This window comes from Flavobacterium sp. ZT3R18 (genome assembly GCF_007097385.1).
In the GTDB taxonomy this organism is placed as follows: domain Bacteria; phylum Bacteroidota; class Bacteroidia; order Flavobacteriales; family Flavobacteriaceae; genus Flavobacterium.
In genome coordinates this window covers 100876-120699 of the sequence record NZ_VJZS01000013.1, presented here as the reverse complement: position 1 = coordinate 120699, position 19824 = coordinate 100876, and the positions used below count along the sequence as shown (strand labels likewise).

Sequence of the window (19824 nt, the reverse complement as noted above, 5' to 3'; positions counted from 1 at the left end):
TTTAATTTATTCAAGATTTATTGAGAGTTAATTTCTGTAATTACACCTGTTTGGTATAATGTGTTGGTAATTAGTGATTTTTACATTAAATAATCATTTTTTTTGAAAATTTTATTACTATTTTTTTTATCTTTATGACTTTCATTTTTAGTAAGTTAAGCGCTTTTAAACTTTAGTAATTTAAAAATTAGTAATTATGATTAAAAAAATCGTTTTGTCATTTCTGGTTATGGTATTATTTTGTTTCTGTAGCTATGGACAACAACCCGTATTCAATGGTGTTGTTAAATTAGATGTCCGTGATTCTAAAGCGGACTGGACTCCTTATATTCGTAAAAAAGCCCCGGAAGGAGCCCCGAATATACTTTTTATCCTTTATGATGATACTGGATTGGCCGCCTGGTCACCTTATGGAGGAAGAATCAACATGCCCACTATGGATAAACTGGCTGCCGATGGTTTAACGTATACGCAATGGCATACCGTAGCACTTTGTTCACCCACCCGTTCCTGCATCAATACGGGGCGTAACCACAATCTAAATGGAATGGGAGCTATTACCGAAGGAGCTAATGGATTTCCGGGATATAGTTGTCAACTGCCTCCACAAGCTGCTACAATGGCACAAATTCTTAATGAAAATGGATGGAGTACTTTCTGGCTGGGAAAAGATCATAACGTTCCTGAAACAGATCTTTCGGCTGGAGCCAATAAAAGTCAATGGCCGCTTCAACAAGGCTATGATCGATTTTATGGTTTTATAGGAGGAGAAACCAATCAATGGTATCCTGATCTTACCGAAGATAATCATGCTATCGAACAACCTTATGGTCCCGAAAAAGGATATCATTTGTCTAAAGATTTGGCGGATCAAGCCATCAAAATGATAAGCGATCAAAAATCAGCCAATCCATCTAAGCCTTGGTTTATGTGGTATTGTCCTGGAGCCAATCATGCACCGCATCAAGCACCTAAAGATTATATTGCAAAATATAAAGGAAAATTTGACGACGGATATGATGCGTATCGTAAATGGGTATTGCCTCGCATGATTGCAAAAGGTATTTTACCTAAAGGGACTAAACTGACTGAATTTAATCCAATGCCGACAGATCAGGCAGCTCCCGGAGATTTTGTGCGTGAGTGGGATAAACTTAGTCCAGATGAAAAAAAATTATTTTCTCGTTTGTGTGAAGTGTATGCCGCATTCTCTGAATATACCGATGTTCAGATTGGACGAATTATCGACCATTTGAAAGCAACAGGACAATACGACAATACTATCATTTTGTATGCTTCAGATAACGGAGCGTCGGGAGAAGGTAGTCCAAGCGGTTCTGTAAATGAAAACAAATTCTTTAATGGTTATCCTGATGAATTAACAGAAAATATGAAGTTAATTGATGAACTGGGAGGACCAAATACTTACGAGCATTATCCTACTGGCTGGGCGGCAGCATTGTCTACTCCTTTCAAAATGTTCAAACGCTATTCTAATTATGCTGGTGGAACTGAATGTCCATTGGTTATTACATGGCCTAAAGGAATTAAAGCCCGTGGTGAAGTTCGTAATCAATACCATCATGCTGTAGATATTGTTCCGACCATTCTTGAAATTTGTAGACTCGAAATGCCAAAGGTTTACAAGGGAGTAGAACAGTATCCATTATCTGGTGTTTCAATGAAATATTCCTTTGATGCCAAAGCTGATGCACCTACACTAAAACAGGTTCAGTATTATACGATGTTAGGGACTCGTGCCATCTGGCAGGATGGCTGGAAAGCGGTTGCTGTGCATGCGCCACTTACTGGTAAGGGGCATTTTGATCAGGATAAATGGGAATTATACAATACTGATGCCGATCGTTCTGAGTCTGTTGATTTAGCTAAAAAAAATCCAGAAAAACTAGAAGCATTAAAGAAATTGTATATGGAAGAAGCTATAAAAAACCAGGCATTGCCACTAGATGACCGTTCCGCAACTGATATCTTAAATATTGAGCGTCCAAAGGAAGAAAGTGAAAGCGACAGCTATACGTATTATCCACATACGAGCTCAGTGCCCGAAGCGGTGGCTGTAAATGTAAGAGGGAAGTCCTATAAGATTGTAGCTAATGTGGACATTGCAGATGCTAATGCTTCTGGTGTAATCTTTGCACATGGTTCCCGTTTTGGAGGCCACAGCTTATTTATCAAGGACCACAAATTGTATTATGTTTATAATTTTCTTGGTATTACAGAACAGCAATTAGTGTCTAAAGAGACTATTAAACCAGGGAAATATACTTTTGGAATGGAGTTTGTCAGAGAGAAGGCAGGAGAGCATAACGAATCTGTGGGGTCAGCCAAATTGTATGTTAACGAAAAAGAAACGGCAAGCGGTACAATGAAAGCTCAGGTTGGTAAATTTACCCTTGTGGGAGATGGTCTGTGTGTGGGTTATGATAGCGGAGATCCTGTAAGTAAACTATATTCATCGCCTGGTGAGTTTAAAGGAGGGACTATTTCATTTGTAACGGTAAATACTGGAAATGAACAATATCTAGATTTAGAGCGAGAAGCTGCAAGAGCTTTTAGTAAGGAATAAACTTTTTCTGCTGAATGATCGCTTCGTTAAATTTGGATTAAAAAAATTAACGGTCATCTCTCAACTAATTCCGAGATGATGATCGTTTTTTTATTTATAAAATAAACTAGAAAAATGAACATGAAAATAAAAAATATGTCCCTTCGATGCCAATCATTACTACTGATTTTTGCGTTTTCTCTAACAATCGGAACTATAAAAGCTCAAGATAAACCTGCCGAAAGCGCTGCTGAATTGGCTAAAAAATTATCCAATCCGATTGCTTCCCTTATTAGTGTTCCTTTTCAAAACAATACTGATGTGGGCATTGGTGCTTATAATGGTTCCAGAAACACACTCAATTTTCAACCTGTAATTCCAATTTCGTTATCTCCAAGTTTGAATTTGATTACTCGTGTGGTACTTCCCATTGTAACACAACAAGGTATAACAGCTCCAGGCGTAAAACAAAGTGGATTAAGTGATGCCGTTGTAAGTGCGTTTTTTTCCCCTGCTGAAGCCAAAAACGGTTTGACTTGGGGTGTTGGTCCAGCCATTTTGGTGCCAACTGCTACCGATAAATTATTGGGAACCGAGAAACTGGGGATGGGACCCACAGCCGTAATTTTGAAACAAGCCAACGGTTGGACGTATGGCGCATTGGTCAATCAAATATGGTCTGTTGCAGGAAGTAAAGACCGTGCCGATGTGAATCAAATGTTTCTACAGCCGTTCTTTGTTTATAACTGGAAAAGCGGGGCTGGAGCAGGAGGTAATTTTGAAATTACACAAAACTGGGAAGGAAATGTGACAGCCGTTTATTTTAATCCAACTATATCTGGGATTACTAAATTAGGAACTCAAATGGTGCAATTAGCCATTGGACCACGTATTCCGGTATCAGTTCCCGAGGGAAGTAGGCCTGATTTTGGAATCAGAGCTGTTATGAATTTTGTTTTCCCTAAATAGATTATGATATATCAATACCAAGCATCCAAATATTCGCTTTACCAGTTGTATGATTCGATTAATACCACGTTAAAGTCCCTTTTGGATGTCAAATTCTGGAAGTGATTTTTTTTGTAAATAATCCAAAATGGCATGCAGGACGTTAGCAACGTCAAACTTGACGTTTTGGGTGCTTTTTTCTCATTGTTTTGGGAAGCCCTTAAAATTGTCATAAGCAACATTGGTAATTTTGGAGCTGCTGTTTAAATATAAAGGCTAAGTTCCTTTCAACGAAATGATTTTCACGAGACAGGCTTTGACTGTCAATTCATAACTTTGGGCTATAGTGTGCTCGGGTAATTTTGAGAAAAATATTCTTTATTTGAACAGGTACTTATCAATTTGACAGAAGATTTTAAGAAGAGGTTTTTGAAATGGTACTGATTAAACTAGATGTTGGGAATCATCAAAGATGTTTTTTAATACAAATAATTTCATGCAAGATAAATGAGCTAAAAATTTAATTACTAAATTTGAGGTTAATTCCTTGATTTGGAACGTTATTTTAAAATCAGTCATTAACTAATTAAATAACCAAAGAAATGAAAAACCAAATTAATTTCCTGTTCCTCATTGCAATATTGGCAGTTGTTTTTGGCTGCAAAAAAGTACAACAAAAAGAAGAAATCAAAACAGCACTTCCTAAACCCAATATCCTTCTTATCGTTGCAGATGATTTGGGATATAGCGATGTCGCTTCTTTCGGGGGTAATATTCAAACACCGGTTTTGTCCCAATTGGCAAAGGAAAGTTTATCTTTTTCTAACTTTTATGTACAACCAACCTGCTCACCCACTCGTTCATCCTTACTTACCGGTAACGACAATCACGTTGCAGGATTGGGAATCATGAGTGAAATGGACTATCCTGAATTGCACGCCCTAAATCTTCCGGGTTATTCCGGTAATCTCAGTAAGCAGGTGGTGACGATTCCTGAAGTGTTGCGCGACAACGGTTATCATACTTATATGACCGGCAAGTGGCATCTTGGTGAAGGCCCAGGCAAAGATCCTTTTGACCGTGGATTTGAAGAAACCTATATCCTTGGCACTGGTGGCGGAAGTCATTACAACGACAAGAAAGCATTGTCTCCTTTGCAAAAGATGGATTATACAAGAAACGGAAAAATTATTGAACTTCCGGATAATTTTTATTCCACAAAAAATTACACCAATTCAATGATTCAGTTCATTGATAAAAACAAAGCAGACCAAAAGCCATTCTTTGCTTTCCTATCCTATACCGCTGTTCATGACCCGCTTCATGCACCAAAAGAATATTTGGACAAATACAAGGGTAAATTTGATAAGGGTTGGGACTCGCTTTGGTCAGAAAGATTGAAGAATTTAAAAAAGTTAGGAATTGTTCCAAAAGACTTGAATAAATTCACAAAGAATCCCGCTATTCCAAAATGGGAAACGCTGCCGCATCAACAAAAAGTTGATTTTGCAAGAGACATGGAAGTGTATGCCGCGATGCTTGATTACATGGATATGAGTATCGGTCGTGTGTTTGATTATTTAAAAAAACAAGGATTGTATGACAACACCATGATTGTTTTCATGTCAGACAATGGCGCGAATGGTGCGACAGCTGGTACTTATCCTGGGAATGAGGATGGGAAATATCACAGTACGTTCAATAACTCTCTCGATAACCGCGGTTTAAAAAACTCCTATGTCGAAGTTGGTCCTGGTTGGGCCCAGGCATCTTCATCTCCTTTCCGCTTTTTTAAAAGCTTTACCACCGAAGGAGGAATCAAAGCTCCCTTGCTCATAAAAATGCCAGGACAAGCTCATCATGCCGGACAGTGGAGTCGTAGCTTTATCCATGTTACCGATTTAATGCCTACAGTGCTTGAACTCACAGGGGCAAATTATCCGAAAAAGTATAAAGGCAATACGATTCATCCTCACATAGGCAAGTCTTTGATACCGGTTTTGAATGGCAATTCTGTTGCTATACACGAGAGTGACGGACAAGGATGGGAACTTTTTGAAATGAAAGCCTACATCAAAGGAAAATGGAAAATACTGCGACTTCCACAACCGATGGGGACAGGAGAGTGGCAACTGTATGATATTGAAAAAGATCCAGCAGAAACCACAGATCTTTCAACACAATTTCCTGACATTAGAAAGAAGTTGATTAATGAATGGAATGATTATGCCCGTAAGAATGAAGTGTATGATCATAAAGGACATTTTGATGCTCTTTACAGAAAAAGTTTTGTTCCTAAAGAGAACCATTAAATATTAATTTTTCATTACTTTATGAGCAAGATAAATTCGATAACCTGTAAAAACTGTGGAAATCATTTCGAAGGCAACTATTGCAACATCTGTAGTCAACGTGCGGAAACTTATCGTATTACTTGGTATGAATTAGCTCATCATTTGCCTCACGCGCTTTTTCATGCTGATAAAGGTTTGTTTTATAGTATAAAAGAATTAGTGCTAAGACCAGGACATTCCATCCGTGATTATATTGCAGGAAAAAGAGTTTATCACTTCAACCCACTTTTGTTTTTGATTCTCATGGGAAGTCTTGCCACTTTGCTTTTTACCACATTCCATTTAAATCCTCCGAATGAAGAAATTGAATTGATAAAAATTGAAAGTTTTAGTGCTACGCTTGCCCATAAATATTTCGCAGCTGTTGGTTTGCAATTTATTATCCTACTAACCGTTACCGACTTTATTTTTTATTATAACAAGAAGTATTCGCTGCCCGAAATAGTAATATCCAACACTTTTCAGGCAGGACAGATAATGGTTTTTACGATTATGATGTTGCCGATTTTACTTGTTCAAAATTACTTTTTTCAAAATTACGATGAAAATATTGAAATGCGTATGCTATTGAAAGCTGTCAGTATTGGGTTCTTGTTTTTTACGCGTTACCAATTCTATGAGGCAAAAGGCAATTACTGGTTGGTAACCAAAATTGCAATTCAAATCATTCTGGTTTCTGTTCTATATAACCAGGTGATTGCAAGAATGATAGTTTGTTTGCAGGGTTAGCAATTTTTCTTTAGAAGAATCTCCGTTCTTCTGTTGTTGATCCTTTAATTAGGATTATATTACCTATTATTGATTTCGTTTTCTTCAATTAAAACTGGGTAAGGCTTGTTTTTGAAAAAAATGAGTTTCCTTTCCAAAATATTGTTTCTTGATTTTAATGGGTTTTGGAGCGGTAATGCAAAAAGACTGTGATTTTTTTCATTATTCTTGACAGTCGAAAATAAAACTTCTTCTTTTTTGACTGTATACAAATTCCCAGTAGTCTAATTTTTTTTCCTCCTCTACTCGCATTTAATGATACTAAAGCACCTTTCCAGTTTTTTAACGGAGCACATAAACGGCTATTTATAAAAATCTTACGTTAATTTAAGAGGTATTTCTTAAATAAAAAGTAAAATATTTTTATATGTAGCGATATATTTAATAAAATAATTCTACATTTGGTCATTTTTTGTATAGATAAACTTACATGTAAATCAGCCCCATTTTTTTACATAATAAACTACCTACTTATTAACGTCTAAAAAGGAGAATTAAGAATTTATTTTATATATATTCTTAGTTTTCTAGAAACTTATTTGGGAATAACCTTGTTATCAAAACAGTAATTTGTTTTGTGGTTATTTTCTTTAATTTAAAATAAATAAAGTGGAGTCTAGAAGCACTTAAAAAACGGGGAGTAACTGAAAATCCATAAGAGTAAGATCAAAATAAAATTTATGAAACTAAAAAAAGTATTATTTGCAATGTTGGTTGTAGCAAGTTCAAACTGTTTTGCACAATCGAATAAAGATGTAAAAGATGTAAAATACCGCAGAAGCTCATTGCATACGATCCTAATCGAGTCAGACAATTTCCCGAAGAAAGAAAGCGTAATTAAATCATATAATGCCGCTCCGTTTCCAGAGAAATATGATAATCACAGCATTGGAGAAAAATCTTTTGATCCAAAAAAATATGGTGCTACTAAGGAACTATCTGATGATGAGATGGCTGTTGTAGTTGCAAAATACCTGAAAGATAATAAGGTAGGGAATAAACTAGTTGCCAAATGGTTTGATAGAAAAGCCAACGGTTTTTTTGATATTGATTTAATTAGCCAAAGAGGATTAATCAGTGCCTCTTTTACAGATATTAAAACCGCTGAGGCTTCTGCCGAAGGGAAAGCATTGTTACAAACGGCTGGTTTAGACTTGATTAACAATACTTTTGTTGTCGTTTCTAAAATGAAATTTTATGAAAATGAGCCTGTTGCAAGAGCAGCGAGAGAAGCAGCTGTACTGGCTGCGGGTAAACTGGGTATGGCTGTTTTACGTGATAAGGCAATGGATGTTGCTAACAAAGGGTACGAGAAAGCTAAAGAAGGTTATTCTGTTTGGACAACTTCTTACTTGTATAAACTAAAATGGGACGATACAACTAGTAATACATTTTATCAAGATTTATGGATAGATGCATCAACAGAGGGTAATGTTGCAGAGAAAAAAGCCAATTTTGATAAGTCAGATTTGTTTCAATTAGAATTTATTGGTTCCGAAAATTCAACGAGCTTGGTTACTTTCTCTCTTTCAGAAAAAAGAACCGAAGCACAAATTATCAATCTTGCGGTTACTAGAAACGTAGATAACGTATATGCTAAACTTCAAAAAAAGTATGACGTTTTCAAAACCAAAGTGCCTTTGTTTACAGGTAATCCTTTGACAGCCAAAATCGGAATGAAAGAAGGTTTAGAAGGCGGAGAGAAATTTGAAGTTTTAGAAGCTAATATGGATCCAAAAACAGGAATTATCGAGTATAAAAAGAAAGGAACTATAAAAGTAGACAAAAATTTAATTTGGGATAACCGTTACAATGCAGGTCTTCCTATTACCGACGAAACAGGAGCTGAAATTAAGAACCCACTAAACGGAACAACATTTGAAGGTGGAAGTAAGTTTTACCCTGGAATGTTGATTAGACAAGTTAATTAATTGCAGATCCTTTCGATTTATCAAAACAGTCAAGGGTTGATTAGTCGAATAGTTTAAATCTAAATCGCTATTATTCAGTGTTTAGTTGCAACGAACATAGCGATTTTAGATTTTTTTTAGAATAATTATGAAATGGTCGTGATTTCAAAATACAAACTAGCATAAAGAATGGCTATAGTTCGGGAACTATTGGGATTCAACAAAAAAACAAAATGCATTATGAAAATTATTAAACACATTTTTGCTCTATTATTTTTAATCGCAGTGTCTAATGTAGGACTTGCGCAATCTCAAAAAAGAGCAGACAAAGACACCGCAGCATGGAGATACGAAATTGAAGCGGTTCAGACAGGAGTGCAAGGGACGTACTTGATAAAAGTATGGTCGTATTCTAAAAAGCCAGAAGTAGCAACAGAGCAATCTAAGAAAAATGCGATTCATGGTGTTATTTTCAAAGGATTTACGGGGACAACAGGAGTTCCTGGTCAAAGTCCTTTGGCTAATAATGTAAATTTAGAAGATGAAAAAGCAGACTTCTTCAAGCCTTTTTTTAGCGAAGGTGGAAAATACATGAAGTTTGTTTCGCTATCAAATGACGGAGCTGTTGCAGCCGAAGACAGAATGAAAATAGGAAAAGAATACAAAATTGGCTTGATCGTAGCCGTAAATGTTGCCGAGCTACGAAAAGATTTAGAAAACGCAGGAGTAATTAAGTCGCTTTCTAGTGGTTTTTAAGGTTTTGAAATTTAATAAAAAAATAAATAAATAGTATAATAATGAAAAGAATAGTTTTAATAGTTGCCTTTTTCTTAGGCACAACAATGACGATTAATGCGCAGGCAAAGAAACCAACGATTATGGTTGTGCCAAGCGATGTTTGGTGTAATCAAAGAGGATTTATGCAAGAATTTGATAATCAAGGAACGTATGTAACGGTGCCTGATTATAAGAGAGCCTTGCAAGAAGATGCAGCCTTGCTGATTGCCATTAGTAAAATTAATGAGTTAATGGCTGCCAGAGGTTTTCCTCTAAAAAACTTAGAATCGGTGCTAAAATCATTAGAAAGTGAAGCCGCAGAAGATGCTATGTTGACCAGCAAAACTAGTGGTGCAGCAATTGCCGAAAGCCCTATCGATAAATTAAAAAAAGTAGCCAAAGCAGATATAATTATGCAAATGACTTGGAATGTAAATAATATGGGGCCAAAACACTCTATAACTTTCAATCTTCAAGGATTGGATGCTTACACAGACAAGCAAGTTGCGGGTGCATCTGGAACAGGAAGTGAGTTAATTGGGTCTAATTTGCCAGTAATGTTAGAGACAGCAGTTTTGTCTCAGATCGATAATTTTAATGTGCAATTAATGAGCCATTTTGATGATTTATTTGCAAATGGTAGAGAAATTGTTTTAAGAATGAAGAAATTTGATTCTTTTGCTGGAGATTTTGAAACAGAATATGGCGGAGACGAACTAGGGAATCAAATCGATACTTGGATGAAAAACAATACGGTAAAAGGACGTTTTAGCGCAAGCGATGCAACGGAGAATATGATGCTTTTTGAGCAAGTTAGGATTCCGCTTTTTGATGCAAATGGAAAAGCAATTGATGCAAAAGGATGGGCAAAAGGACTTCAGAAATACCTAAAAGAAACCTACAAGATTGAGTCTAAATTGATGACTAAAGGATTAGGTCAAGCCTCTATTGTTGTTGGAGAAAAATAATTTTAATAGTAAAATAAGATGAAATCGCCATGACAGCAGTTGTCGCAACCACCAATGAAGATCTGGCGAAGCATACCATATTCCTTTAAAAAACAAATATTATCTACACATGAAAAAAATAATTTCAATTCTATTTTTGTTTGCAATTGTGGCTGTAGAAGCTCAAAATCAGAGCAAAGCTGCCGCTACTACTCTAATCGAACTCAATACTTATATTCCTGAGCAAATAGAGGGTCTTACTGAGATTGCACAAAATAATCTGGAGAATAAATTGTCGCAAATTGTTACTGCCAATGGTATGGCGGTTAGTTCTAATAGCTCTAGATTTATTATTACGGCAAATGTTGTAGTATTGTCTAAAAACATTACACCTACAGCGCCGCCTATGCAAGCTTATACATTGGGCGTGAATCTTTATATTGGTGATGGTATGGAGGGGATTAAGTTTGCTACCCATTCGGTTACTTTAAAAGGAGTGGGAGAAAATGAGACCAAAGCTTATATGGCAGCTATAAAAACATTGAAAGTTAATGATCCTCAATATCAAGTTTTTATAGAAAAAGCCAAAGCCAAAATCGTAGATTACTACAATCGCAAATGTGACATCATTATAAAAGAAGCCAAAGCATTGGCCAGTCAGAGTCAATATGATGCAGCATTGTTCAAGCTATCGACTATTCCAGAAGCCTGTAAAGTTTGTTATGACAAAAGTGCTCCAATTGCGAGAACATTCTACAAACAACAGATTGACTATGATTGCAAAGTAAAATTAGCTGAAGCTAAAAACAGCTGGAATGCCAGTCAAAACGAATATGGTGCTACAGCAGCAGGAGAGTATTTGATAGAAATAGATCCTAAAGCAAGTTGTTATAGCGAAGCACAAGCTTTTACGAATAAAATTGCGGCTAAGATTCTTGCTGATGATAAAAGAGAATGGAACTTTAAAATGAAGGTTTACCAAGATGAAGTTACTGCAGAAAAAGCGGCTTTGAAGGCGGAGAGAGACATTGCTCTTGCTTATGCCAAATCAGAATCGGTTAATTATACCATTGTAGGTTGGTGGTAATATCGATTATGGATTCAATGTGAAACAATTCGGTATTACGTGAGATGTTTTTTCGAATTATTTTATATTGATAAAACAAGCATACTATTTTTAAAAAAATCCTTAATTCTATTTTAATATGGAATTAAGGATTTGTTTTTTCTACGTTTCTTTCACCGAAATGATTTTTACCGGACAGGCTTTGGCAGCGAGTTCGCAACTTTCGACTATGGTGTGGTCGGGTGATTTTAAAGTGTAAAAACCTTTGGCGTTTACACTTTTAATCAACACCGATTTTCCGTCTTTTTTGGACATTTGAAATTGAACGGGTGCCATTTCTACACAATAATTACATCCAATGCATTTGTCTCTTTGGAGCGTTACAATGACCATTAGGCTTCTACTATTTTGTATAATTTGTCGGACATACGAATTCTGAAAGGCAATTTGAAGGTACAATCGTCCCCTTTTGTGGCTTTGTCCGCCGTCACATCATTCACGTACATTTCCTCGATAATCATTTCTTGAGCTCCAGTGCTTGGACCTGTAACTAATATTTTATCTCCAATTTTAATATCGTAGGCTTCAATTTTGAATTGACCTATGGCTGCTTTTGGGAAAAAATGAGTTCCTTTCCCAACATATACTTTCTTTTGAGTCGCTACCGAGCCAGATACATCACTCCATTCTCCTAGTTCCTGACCGAGATAATAACCTGCCCAAAAACCACGATTGTAAACCGTATTTATGGCTTCCATCCAAACGGCAATTTTTTCTTTAGAAAAAGAACCTTCGTAATAACTGTCGATGGCTTCACGATAGGTTTTAATTACGGTTGCAACATATTCCGGAGCACGACCACGACCTTCTATTTTCAGGACTTGAATACCTGAATCAATCACTTGGTCCAGGAAATCAAGGGTACATAAATCTTTTGGAGACATCAGGTATTCATTGTCCACTTCGATTTCAAAACCAGTTTCTTGATCGATAACGGTGTATTTTTTGCGGCAATTTTGTTTGCAGGCACCACGGTTGGCGGAGGAGTTATTCGAATGTAAACTCAAATAACATTTTCCTGAAACTGCCATGCATAAAGCACCGTGACCGAAGATTTCGATTTCTACCAATTTGCCATTTGGCCCTTTGATTTGTTCTTTTTCGATCTGAGCGGTAATGCTTTTTACTTGACGTAAGCTCAACTCTCGGCTCAAAACCATAGTGTCTGCAAATAAACTGTAGAATTTAATGGTTTCGATATTGGTGACATTCAATTGGGTCGAAATATGGACTTCCATTCCGATTCCTCTTGCCATGGCAATCACGGCTTGATCCGAGGCAATGACGGCGGTAATATTAGCTTCTTTGGCTTTGTTCAGCAATGTTTTTACAACCGATAAATCGTGATCGTATATGATGGTGTTCAATGTCAAATAACTTCTGACGTTTTTGGCTTCGCAACGATTGGCAATTTCCTGTAAATCGTCCATCGTGAAATTTACCGAGGCACGAGCGCGCATGTTCAATTGCTCAACGCCAAAATACACAGAATCGGCACCGTTGTCTAATCCAGCTTGCAGGGATTCGAAATTCCCTGCGGGAGCCATTAATTCTATTTTGTTATTTGTTGTCATTTTGATTTGTATTGTCTTCAACGGTTGATCCCGATAATTATCGGGAGTTGGCTATGGTATTGTGTTTGTTTGTGTTTTTCAACTATAGCCCACGGTTTCAACCGTAGGAAACGTATTGTTGGGTATTTTATTTTCAATATTAGGCTTCCTGTATTGTCTCCTATGGTTTTATGATTGTTTGTGTTTTTCAACTATAGCCTCCAACGGTTGAAACCGTTGGCTATAGTTTTGTGTCTACATTCGTTTTAATTTGAAATAATAGAATATGGTTTTATGTTTATATCCATTTTCAACTATAGCCCACGGTTTCAACCGTGGGAAACGTATTGGTTTATCATCCATCGGAATTATTCAATCCATGTAATTTTATAAATTCATCAAATTCATCTTGACCATTTTTCTTAAGATGGTGTTGCTTTTGATTTTTTATATAATTATAAACAATTTCTAACTGGGATTCACTCACTGAATAAGCAGCAAAGCCCGTTTGCCAGGCAAATTTTTCAAGAATTAGATTCTCTCCATTGATAGAATGAGAAGAACTTCCTTTTATTTGCTTTATCACATCTGTAATTGATTTTTGTGGATTCAGTAAAAACAATGCATGTATATGATCAGGCATGCCGTTAATAATTCTAACGGGGCATCCAAGGTCAATTAATTCCTCTCGGATATAATCATATACTTTTTTCTCTATCGAATAATCAATTAATTCTTGACGATTTTTGGTTGCCCAAATAGCATGAATCCATAATTTATTAAAGGAATGTGACATATAAATTAGTTTGAAATTGCTACTAATTTATAACTTTATATAATTTATCCGACAATCTAATTCTAAAAGGAACTTTAAAAGTACAAGTGTCGCCTACTACCCCTTTTGCAGAAGCGATTTCATTGACAAACATTTCTTCAAGGATGAGTTGTTGTTCGCCAGTCGTTGAACCTTTGATTAAGATTTTATCTCCAATATTAATTTCGTTTTCTTCAATTAAAAACTGGGCAATACTTGGTTTTGGAAAAAAGTGAGTTCCTTTTCCAATGTATTGTTTCTTTATTTTTGGTTCTTTTTTAGCAACAGTTTTTGATTTTATCAAATCGCTAAGATTAGGAACAGCTGCTAACGGGTCTTGATTATTCTTGAAAGTCAGTACGTCTGATTTTCCTTTTTTGAAGATTTTATTTCCGTTTTTAATACCTCTTCGAATTGCTTTTTGTTCTTCTTCTGGCAAATGGATTACGGTTATACATTCATCTGAACAGCAGCCTTCCATTTTTTCCTTGCAAGAATCACATTGGATGAAAAGCAAATGACAACCTTCATTGATGCAATTGGTATGCACATCACAAGGTTCTCCACATTGATGGCATTGCGAAACAATATCATCCGTAATTCTTTCGCCCAAGCGATGGTCGAAAACAAAGTTTTTACCAATGAATTTACTTTCCAGTCCTTCGGCTTTTACTTGACGGGTGTATTCGATAATTCCACCTTCGAGTTGGTACACATTCTCGAAACCTTTGTGTTTGAAGTAAGCACTGGCTTTTTCGCAACGAATCCCTCCTGTACAATACATCAAGAGTTTTTTGTCTTGTTTGTGTTCGGCTAATTGTTCTTCGATAATAGGCAATGACTCTCTAAAAGTATCGACATCAGGTCTGATGGCTTTGGTAAAATGACCAATTTCGGATTCGTAATGATTTCTCATGTCGACCAAAATGGTATTGGGGTCTTCAAGTAATTCGTTGAATGCCGCGGCTTTTAGGTGGATTCCGATATTGGTTACATCAAAAGTTTCGTCAACCAATCCATCGGCGACTATCTTGTCGCGGACTTTTACGGTGAGTTTCAAAAAGGAATGATCGTCATGCTCTACGGCAATGTTCAACCGAATACCTTTCATGAAATCGTATTGTTCTATGGTGTTTTTGAATTCGTAGAAATGATCTGCCGGAAGCGATAGTTGGGCGTTGATCCCTTCGTGGGCAACATAAATTCGGCCCAGTACCTCGAGTGGGTTCCATGCCAGAAATAATTCGTTACGAAATTGTGTTGGATTTTGAATTTGCGCGTAGGCGTAAAAAGACAATGTGAGACGTTGCTTTCCGGCATCGTCAATCATAGTGGCTCTTTCCTCTGCGCTTAAAGTGTTGTACAGTTGCATGCTATAAACTATTTTAAGTTGAGAAAATATAAGTTGATTCTAATTTACGGTTCCAATTATTTTGGGAATACGTGTTTGAAATCGGGCGCAAAATTAGTGAACTTTTGGGATTTTCGGGTGTTAATTAGCGGAATATTATGATTTACCAATTTTGATGATGGCCTACGGGTTTGGGTGAGTGATAGCAGCTAGCTATCAAAGCAGGATGAATAGCCTGATAGCAATGTCATTAAGTTAAGGATTTATTTCTAGACTTTTTCTAAATCTAGCTCTCGCAAAGGCGCTAAGACGCAAAGAAAACGGTTCTGAACTTTGCGTCTTTGCGTCTTCGCGAGAAAAAATGGAACTTAACCTTAATTGCATTGAGCCAGACAGCAGGTGCTACTTTCTAATTATTTTTTGTTGCTTCGACTACTAAATCATCTACAGAAACAAAACGGCTGATGTGGCCTAAAAGTGATTCTAGTTTTTCGTCACGCAAAATATCACGGACCTCTGAGCGGGCTTCGGCAATTTTTAGCGAAATGTTTTTAACTTTTAAATCTAAAAAAAGATGTTTTAAAAAGCGTGCACCACCAATATCGATATGAGGAGAGGAATTGAGATCTAATATTATTGTTTTTACTGGATTAGTTTCGCTGTTGATCTTTAACCATATTTGCTCTTTGATGTATTCAGAGTTAAAATACAATATAGCCGATTCGACGCGAACTATCAATATGCCTTCGATATTTTCGTTGTCGGGATGGCGCTCTATGTCAGAATAGCGTTTGGTGCCGGGGATTCTGCCTAAAAAAGCAACGTTTGGGTTTGAAGTTCCTTTTATCAATAACAGTAAAGTTACTATGGCTGCCAGTAAAACTCCCCTTAAGATTCCCCAAATGAGCACTCCGACAAGTGCAATCATGGCAACGTAAAATTCCTGTTTGTTTATTTTATACAGATGTTTCATTTCCTTTAGATCGAAAAGGCCTCTGATGGCTACCAACACAATGGAAGCCAAAATTACTGTTGGGAGATTTTGAAGAAATCCAGTTAAAAATAATAAACAGATTGCAATGGTTGCCGATGCAAATACCAATGAAAGTGGTGTTTTGGCGCCAGCGGTGTCGTTTACTGCCGATTGGGATAATCCGCCTGCAACTGGATAACCCTGACCGAATGCTACGGCAGCATTGGCAATTCCAAGCGCCAGTAATTCTTGGCGTGTATCGATGATGTATCCGTTTTTTTGTGCCAATGTTCTGGCTGCCGAAACACTTTCGATATAGGATAATAGAAAACAGGCCAAAGCGAGCGGCAGTACTCCATCTACATCTTTAATGCGCAATGATGGCAAATGAAATTCAGGCAATCCAGTTGGAATAATCCCGACGGTTTTGAATCCGTGAAGGCCTAATGATGTTATCGAAATGAGCACAATGGACAGAATTACAATTAGGATTGCTATTGGTTTTCCCGGTGCCATTTTTTCACCAACAATTAGAATAATAATGGCGGCAATACCAAAAATAAAAACGGCAGTATTAGTGTCGGGAAGTTGTTGAAAAAGAGTAATTATGCGGTGTAAAAAATTTTCGCCACCACCTTTGACTCCAAATAATTTGGGCAATTGTGTTAAGCCAATCGTTATAGCAGCCCCGGCTTTGAAACCGACCAAAACGGTTTCGCTAATAAAATTGATAATACCACTCAATCGCAAGAGATAGGCAAGTATCGCCATGCAAGCAAATACCAGAGCCGTGAGTGAGGCGATATCTGCCCATCGTTGTACATCGCCATGAGCCATATCAGCAATGGTGGTGCCAATAAGTAAGGAAATTGCCGATGTGGGTCCAATGGCCAGTTGCTTGCTAGTTCCCAATAAGGCATAAAACAATCCGCCAATAAGATAGCCGTAAATTCCATACTGAGGAGGTAGTCCTGCAAGGGTAGCATAGGCAAGCGATACGGGGATTCCATAGGCTGCTAATGTTATTCCGGCAACAAAGTCACTTTTTAGAGTTTTTGTCTTGTATCCTTTAATCCAGTCGGTTGCAGGGAAAAGTTTAGAAGTCATAATTCGAAAATTAAATGATATGTATGTAGCTATTCCGTGATTAGTGAATAGTTCTTAGTGATTAGCTTATTCGTCCTAATTTATCACTCACTTATGGTTATATGTATCGGAAAATAAAATAATTGTATTTACTTTAATTGGGAATCCTCTGTTTCTATTATACTTAAGGGCTAATCACTTTTTACTAATTACTATGAGCTGCGTTAGTCTTTCTCGTCTAGCAATGCTTGTTTGATAGCGTGTAACTCGGCTATTTTGGCAGCACTTACTTTTGGATATTCTAAATCCATTTCATCTAATGCGGTAATTATTGCCGATGCAATGGCGATACGAGCATAAGATTTATTATCGGCTGGAATCACATACCAAGGAGATTTTATGGTCGAGGTGTTCTTTATTAATTCCTCGTAGGCATCCATGTAATCATTCCAATATCCTCGTTCTTTTGCATCAGCGGCATTAAATTTCCAATTTTTATCAGGATTGTCAACGCGTTCTATAAAACGTTCTTTTTGTTCTTTTTTAGAAACGTTAAGGAAAAATTTGAGTACGATGGTTCCGTTTCTATTCAGGTATTTTTCGAAGTTTCGAATGTCTTCAAAGCGATTCTCCCAAATGTCTTTGGTAATTAGTTTTTCGGGAAGTTTTTGGCTTTTCAAAATTGCTTCGTGTACGCGTACGACCAACACTTCTTCATAATAGGAACGATTAAAAATCCCAATGCGTCCTCGTTCTGGTAAATGTTTTTGGCAACGCCATAAAAAATCGTGGTCCAACTCCTCAGGGCTTGGTGCTTTGAATGAGGAAACTTGGCATCCTTGTGGATTGACACCAGACATCACATGTTTGATAGCCCCGTCTTTGCCAGCAGCATCCATAGCTTGAAAAACGAGTAATAAAGACCATTTATCTTGAGCATATAACACATCTTGCATGGCAGCCAAGGCTTCAACACCTATTTGCAAGGTTTGATTTACCAGAGGTTTCCCTTCATCGCCTAAGTTAAACCCGGCTTTGGTTTCATAGTCTTTCAGTTTAAAACCATCGCCATTGCCAACGCAATATTGTTTTGAGAAATTTTTGGCTCGTTGTATCAGTTCTTTTTTACTTAAAGCACTTAGGTCAATTATTCCTTCCTTAAAGTCATTCGAGTCTTTCTTGTTTGATTTAAGCATAATTGGGAATTTTGTTGTTAGTGGCATGGTTGTTGAAAGTTGGTAAGTTCTGTTTTTTTTTGATGAAAAACGGAATTGAATCGACTGTACTAATTTAGTGAAAAAAAATATCAGAAATTGTTTTTATTAGGAATGATGGAGGGATCAGGAGGTTTAATTTGAAACAGTAATAAATTTTCTATTTTTATATTAATTATTAAGAGTTATCCACTTGTTTTTTGTAATTTCCTGCCACTGAAAAGTTTAGTCAATATTTTTGTTTCTATTAATTTAATAATAATTTTATGAATGCACTGAAAAAGATTAGAATTTTACTTTTTGTTTTAGCTTTCTCGGCTTTATGGATTTCTTGTAAAAAGGAAGTAGCACCAGAGGCCAAACCCCTCGAAATTTCGGTTGTAAAAGTGCTGCAACAGGATGTAAGACTCGAATCGGAATTTACAGGGCAAACTTTTGGACAATCGGATATACAGATTAACCCTAGAGTTGATGGTGTGATTGAAAGCCTCAATTTTAAAGAAGGAAATGTGGTAACTAAAGGACAGCTGTTATATACTATAGACCCTTTGCCTTTTCAGGCCAAAGTAAATCAGGCTGAAGGGTCCTTGGCAGAGGTGGAAGCTAGATTGGCAAAAACCAAATCAGATTATGATATGATGGTGCCATTGGCCAAAATGAATGCTGTTAGCCAAAGGGAATTAATAGCGGCAAAATCGGCTTATAATGCGGCAACAGCCTCCATAAAAGCAGCGATGGCAAATTTGCAAAATGCAAAAATAGAATTAGGATATTGTAGAGTTGTTGCTCCAATTTCAGGATTAATAGGGATATCAAAAGTTAGGGAAGGGGATTATGTTCGACCAGGAGCGGCCTCTGTTTTAAATACCATTTCAGACTTAGGAGATGTGCGTGTTCGATTTACGATGAGTGAACAGGAATACCTTCGAATTTTTAGAGAATTTACAAAGAAAAATTCAAGCCTAGTAGGAATAGGGAAGTCAGTTTCATTAGTATTATCTGATGGGTCAGTTTATTCAGAAACCGGTAAAATAAGTTTTGCCGATAGACAAATAGACCCAACTACAGGAGCAGTAACTTTTGAAGCTGCATTTGCTAATCCTGACCGATTAATTCGACCGGGTCAATTCGCTAAAATTCTGGTAGTTACAGATGTTCGTAAAAATGCATTACTTATCCCTCAACGTTCCGTTATTGAAATGCAAGGAATTTTTCAGGTTTATGTGTTAGACAAAAGCAATAAAGTGGAGATGAAAATGGTGCAAATTGGTCCAGCATACAAAGATTCTTATGTTGTTACAGGTGGATTAGTTGCCAATGATAAAATTGCCCTTGGCGGAACTTCCTTGTTGAAAAGTGGTAGTGTTATAGTTCCAAAGGGTATTAACTGGACTCCAGGTAAATCAGAAAATTAAGCAGCGCTAACTAAATAATTTA

General features: G+C 36.8%; 15 protein-coding genes. 9 read left to right on the top strand and 6 right to left on the bottom strand.

Translation table 11 applies throughout. The features are described 5' to 3' along the window. Positions 1-196 precede the first annotated feature (196 nt). From FNW52_RS14285 to FNW52_RS14250, 8 genes are all read left to right on the top strand, one after another. Positions 197-2587, top strand: coding sequence for an arylsulfatase (locus tag FNW52_RS14285; protein WP_221933398.1), 2391 nt, complete (start codon positions 197-199; stop codon positions 2585-2587). Between the two features lie 114 nt (positions 2588-2701). Then, positions 2702-3535 (top strand): hypothetical protein, encoded by an 834-nt coding sequence (locus FNW52_RS14280; RefSeq protein WP_255515604.1) that lies wholly within the window; start codon positions 2702-2704, stop codon positions 3533-3535. 581 nt (positions 3536-4116) lie between these two features. Continuing rightward, on the top strand, positions 4117-5826 hold the full coding sequence (locus FNW52_RS14275; protein WP_143378124.1) for an arylsulfatase: 1710 nt from the start codon (positions 4117-4119) through the stop codon (positions 5824-5826). A gap of 21 nt (positions 5827-5847) precedes the next feature. Beyond that, on the top strand, positions 5848-6597 hold the full coding sequence (locus FNW52_RS14270) for a DUF3667 domain-containing protein (RefSeq protein ID WP_143378123.1): 750 nt from the start codon (positions 5848-5850) through the stop codon (positions 6595-6597). Between the two features lie 719 nt (positions 6598-7316). Then, positions 7317-8567, top strand: a complete 1251-nt coding sequence (locus FNW52_RS14265) for a hypothetical protein (RefSeq protein ID WP_143378122.1) — start codon at positions 7317-7319, stop codon at positions 8565-8567. 219 nt (positions 8568-8786) lie between these two features. Further along, positions 8787-9302 (top strand): hypothetical protein, encoded by a 516-nt coding sequence (locus tag FNW52_RS14260; protein ID WP_143378121.1) that lies wholly within the window; start codon positions 8787-8789, stop codon positions 9300-9302. Between the two features lie 41 nt (positions 9303-9343). Next, a complete protein-coding gene (locus tag FNW52_RS14255) occupies positions 9344-10291 on the top strand; it encodes a DUF6175 family protein (protein ID WP_143378120.1) in 948 nt (315 codons plus the stop codon). Positions 10292-10400: 109 nt separating this feature from the next. Beyond that, positions 10401-11357, top strand: a complete 957-nt coding sequence (locus FNW52_RS14250) for a hypothetical protein (RefSeq protein WP_143378119.1) — start codon at positions 10401-10403, stop codon at positions 11355-11357. Positions 11358-11498: 141 nt separating this feature from the next. On the opposite strand, the gene FNW52_RS14245 is transcribed toward FNW52_RS14250, so the two are convergent. The 6 genes from FNW52_RS14245 to FNW52_RS14220 all read right to left on the bottom strand — a co-directional run bounded on the left by FNW52_RS14245 (position 11499) and on the right by FNW52_RS14220 (position 18369). Further along, positions 11499-11729 (bottom strand): ferredoxin, encoded by a 231-nt coding sequence (locus FNW52_RS14245; protein WP_143378118.1) that lies wholly within the window; start codon positions 11727-11729, stop codon positions 11499-11501. Next, on the bottom strand, positions 11729-12970 hold the full coding sequence (locus tag FNW52_RS14240; protein WP_143378117.1) for a peptidase U32 family protein: 1242 nt from the start codon (positions 12968-12970) through the stop codon (positions 11729-11731). Before FNW52_RS14240 ends, FNW52_RS14245 begins: the two co-directional genes overlap by 1 nt. Positions 12971-13304: 334 nt before the next feature. After that, positions 13305-13745 (bottom strand): IS200/IS605 family transposase, encoded by a 441-nt coding sequence (tnpA, locus tag FNW52_RS14235; RefSeq protein WP_143378116.1) that lies wholly within the window; start codon positions 13743-13745, stop codon positions 13305-13307. A 22-nt stretch (positions 13746-13767) separates the two neighbouring features. Further along, positions 13768-15135: a rhodanese-related sulfurtransferase gene (locus FNW52_RS14230; RefSeq protein WP_143378115.1), complete on the bottom strand. Its 1368-nt coding sequence runs from the start codon at positions 15133-15135 to the stop codon at positions 13768-13770. A 388-nt stretch (positions 15136-15523) separates the two neighbouring features. After that, positions 15524-17194, bottom strand: a complete 1671-nt coding sequence (locus FNW52_RS14225; protein ID WP_143378114.1) for a SulP family inorganic anion transporter — start codon at positions 17192-17194, stop codon at positions 15524-15526. A gap of 203 nt (positions 17195-17397) precedes the next feature. Next, positions 17398-18369 carry a polyphosphate kinase 2 family protein gene (locus FNW52_RS14220; RefSeq protein ID WP_143378113.1) on the bottom strand — a complete coding sequence of 324 codons (972 nt, stop codon included), beginning with the start codon at positions 18367-18369 and terminating at the stop codon, positions 17398-17400. 284 nt (positions 18370-18653) lie between these two features. On the opposite strand from FNW52_RS14220, the gene FNW52_RS14215 reads away from it, so the two are divergent. Further along, complete coding sequence (locus FNW52_RS14215; RefSeq protein WP_143378112.1) at positions 18654-19802, top strand: efflux RND transporter periplasmic adaptor subunit; 1149 nt, start codon at positions 18654-18656, stop codon at positions 19800-19802. The last annotated feature ends 22 nt before the right edge of the window (positions 19803-19824 follow it).

Excerpts from the sequence above, each read along its gene's own strand:
- FNW52_RS14285 (WP_221933398.1), top strand. The coding sequence starts at position 197 with ATGATTAAAAAAATCGTTTTGTCATTTCTGGTTATGGTATTATTTTGT.
- FNW52_RS14280 (WP_255515604.1), top strand. The coding sequence starts at position 2,702 with ATGAACATGAAAATAAAAAATATGTCCCTTCGATGCCAATCATTACTA.
- FNW52_RS14275 (WP_143378124.1), top strand. The coding sequence starts at position 4,117 with ATGAAAAACCAAATTAATTTCCTGTTCCTCATTGCAATATTGGCAGTT.
- FNW52_RS14270 (WP_143378123.1), top strand. The coding sequence starts at position 5,848 with ATGAGCAAGATAAATTCGATAACCTGTAAAAACTGTGGAAATCATTTC.
- FNW52_RS14265 (WP_143378122.1), top strand. The coding sequence starts at position 7,317 with ATGAAACTAAAAAAAGTATTATTTGCAATGTTGGTTGTAGCAAGTTCA.
- FNW52_RS14260 (WP_143378121.1), top strand. The coding sequence starts at position 8,787 with ATGAAAATTATTAAACACATTTTTGCTCTATTATTTTTAATCGCAGTG.
- FNW52_RS14255 (WP_143378120.1), top strand. The coding sequence starts at position 9,344 with ATGAAAAGAATAGTTTTAATAGTTGCCTTTTTCTTAGGCACAACAATG.
- FNW52_RS14250 (WP_143378119.1), top strand. The coding sequence starts at position 10,401 with ATGAAAAAAATAATTTCAATTCTATTTTTGTTTGCAATTGTGGCTGTA.
- FNW52_RS14245 (WP_143378118.1), bottom strand. The coding sequence starts at position 11,729 with ATGGTCATTGTAACGCTCCAAAGAGACAAATGCATTGGATGTAATTAT.
- FNW52_RS14240 (WP_143378117.1), bottom strand. The coding sequence starts at position 12,970 with ATGACAACAAATAACAAAATAGAATTAATGGCTCCCGCAGGGAATTTC.
- tnpA (WP_143378116.1), bottom strand. The coding sequence starts at position 13,745 with ATGTCACATTCCTTTAATAAATTATGGATTCATGCTATTTGGGCAACC.
- FNW52_RS14230 (WP_143378115.1), bottom strand. The coding sequence starts at position 15,135 with ATGCAACTGTACAACACTTTAAGCGCAGAGGAAAGAGCCACTATGATT.
- FNW52_RS14225 (WP_143378114.1), bottom strand. The coding sequence starts at position 17,194 with ATGACTTCTAAACTTTTCCCTGCAACCGACTGGATTAAAGGATACAAG.
- FNW52_RS14220 (WP_143378113.1), bottom strand. The coding sequence starts at position 18,369 with ATGCTTAAATCAAACAAGAAAGACTCGAATGACTTTAAGGAAGGAATA.
- FNW52_RS14215 (WP_143378112.1), top strand. The coding sequence starts at position 18,654 with ATGAATGCACTGAAAAAGATTAGAATTTTACTTTTTGTTTTAGCTTTC.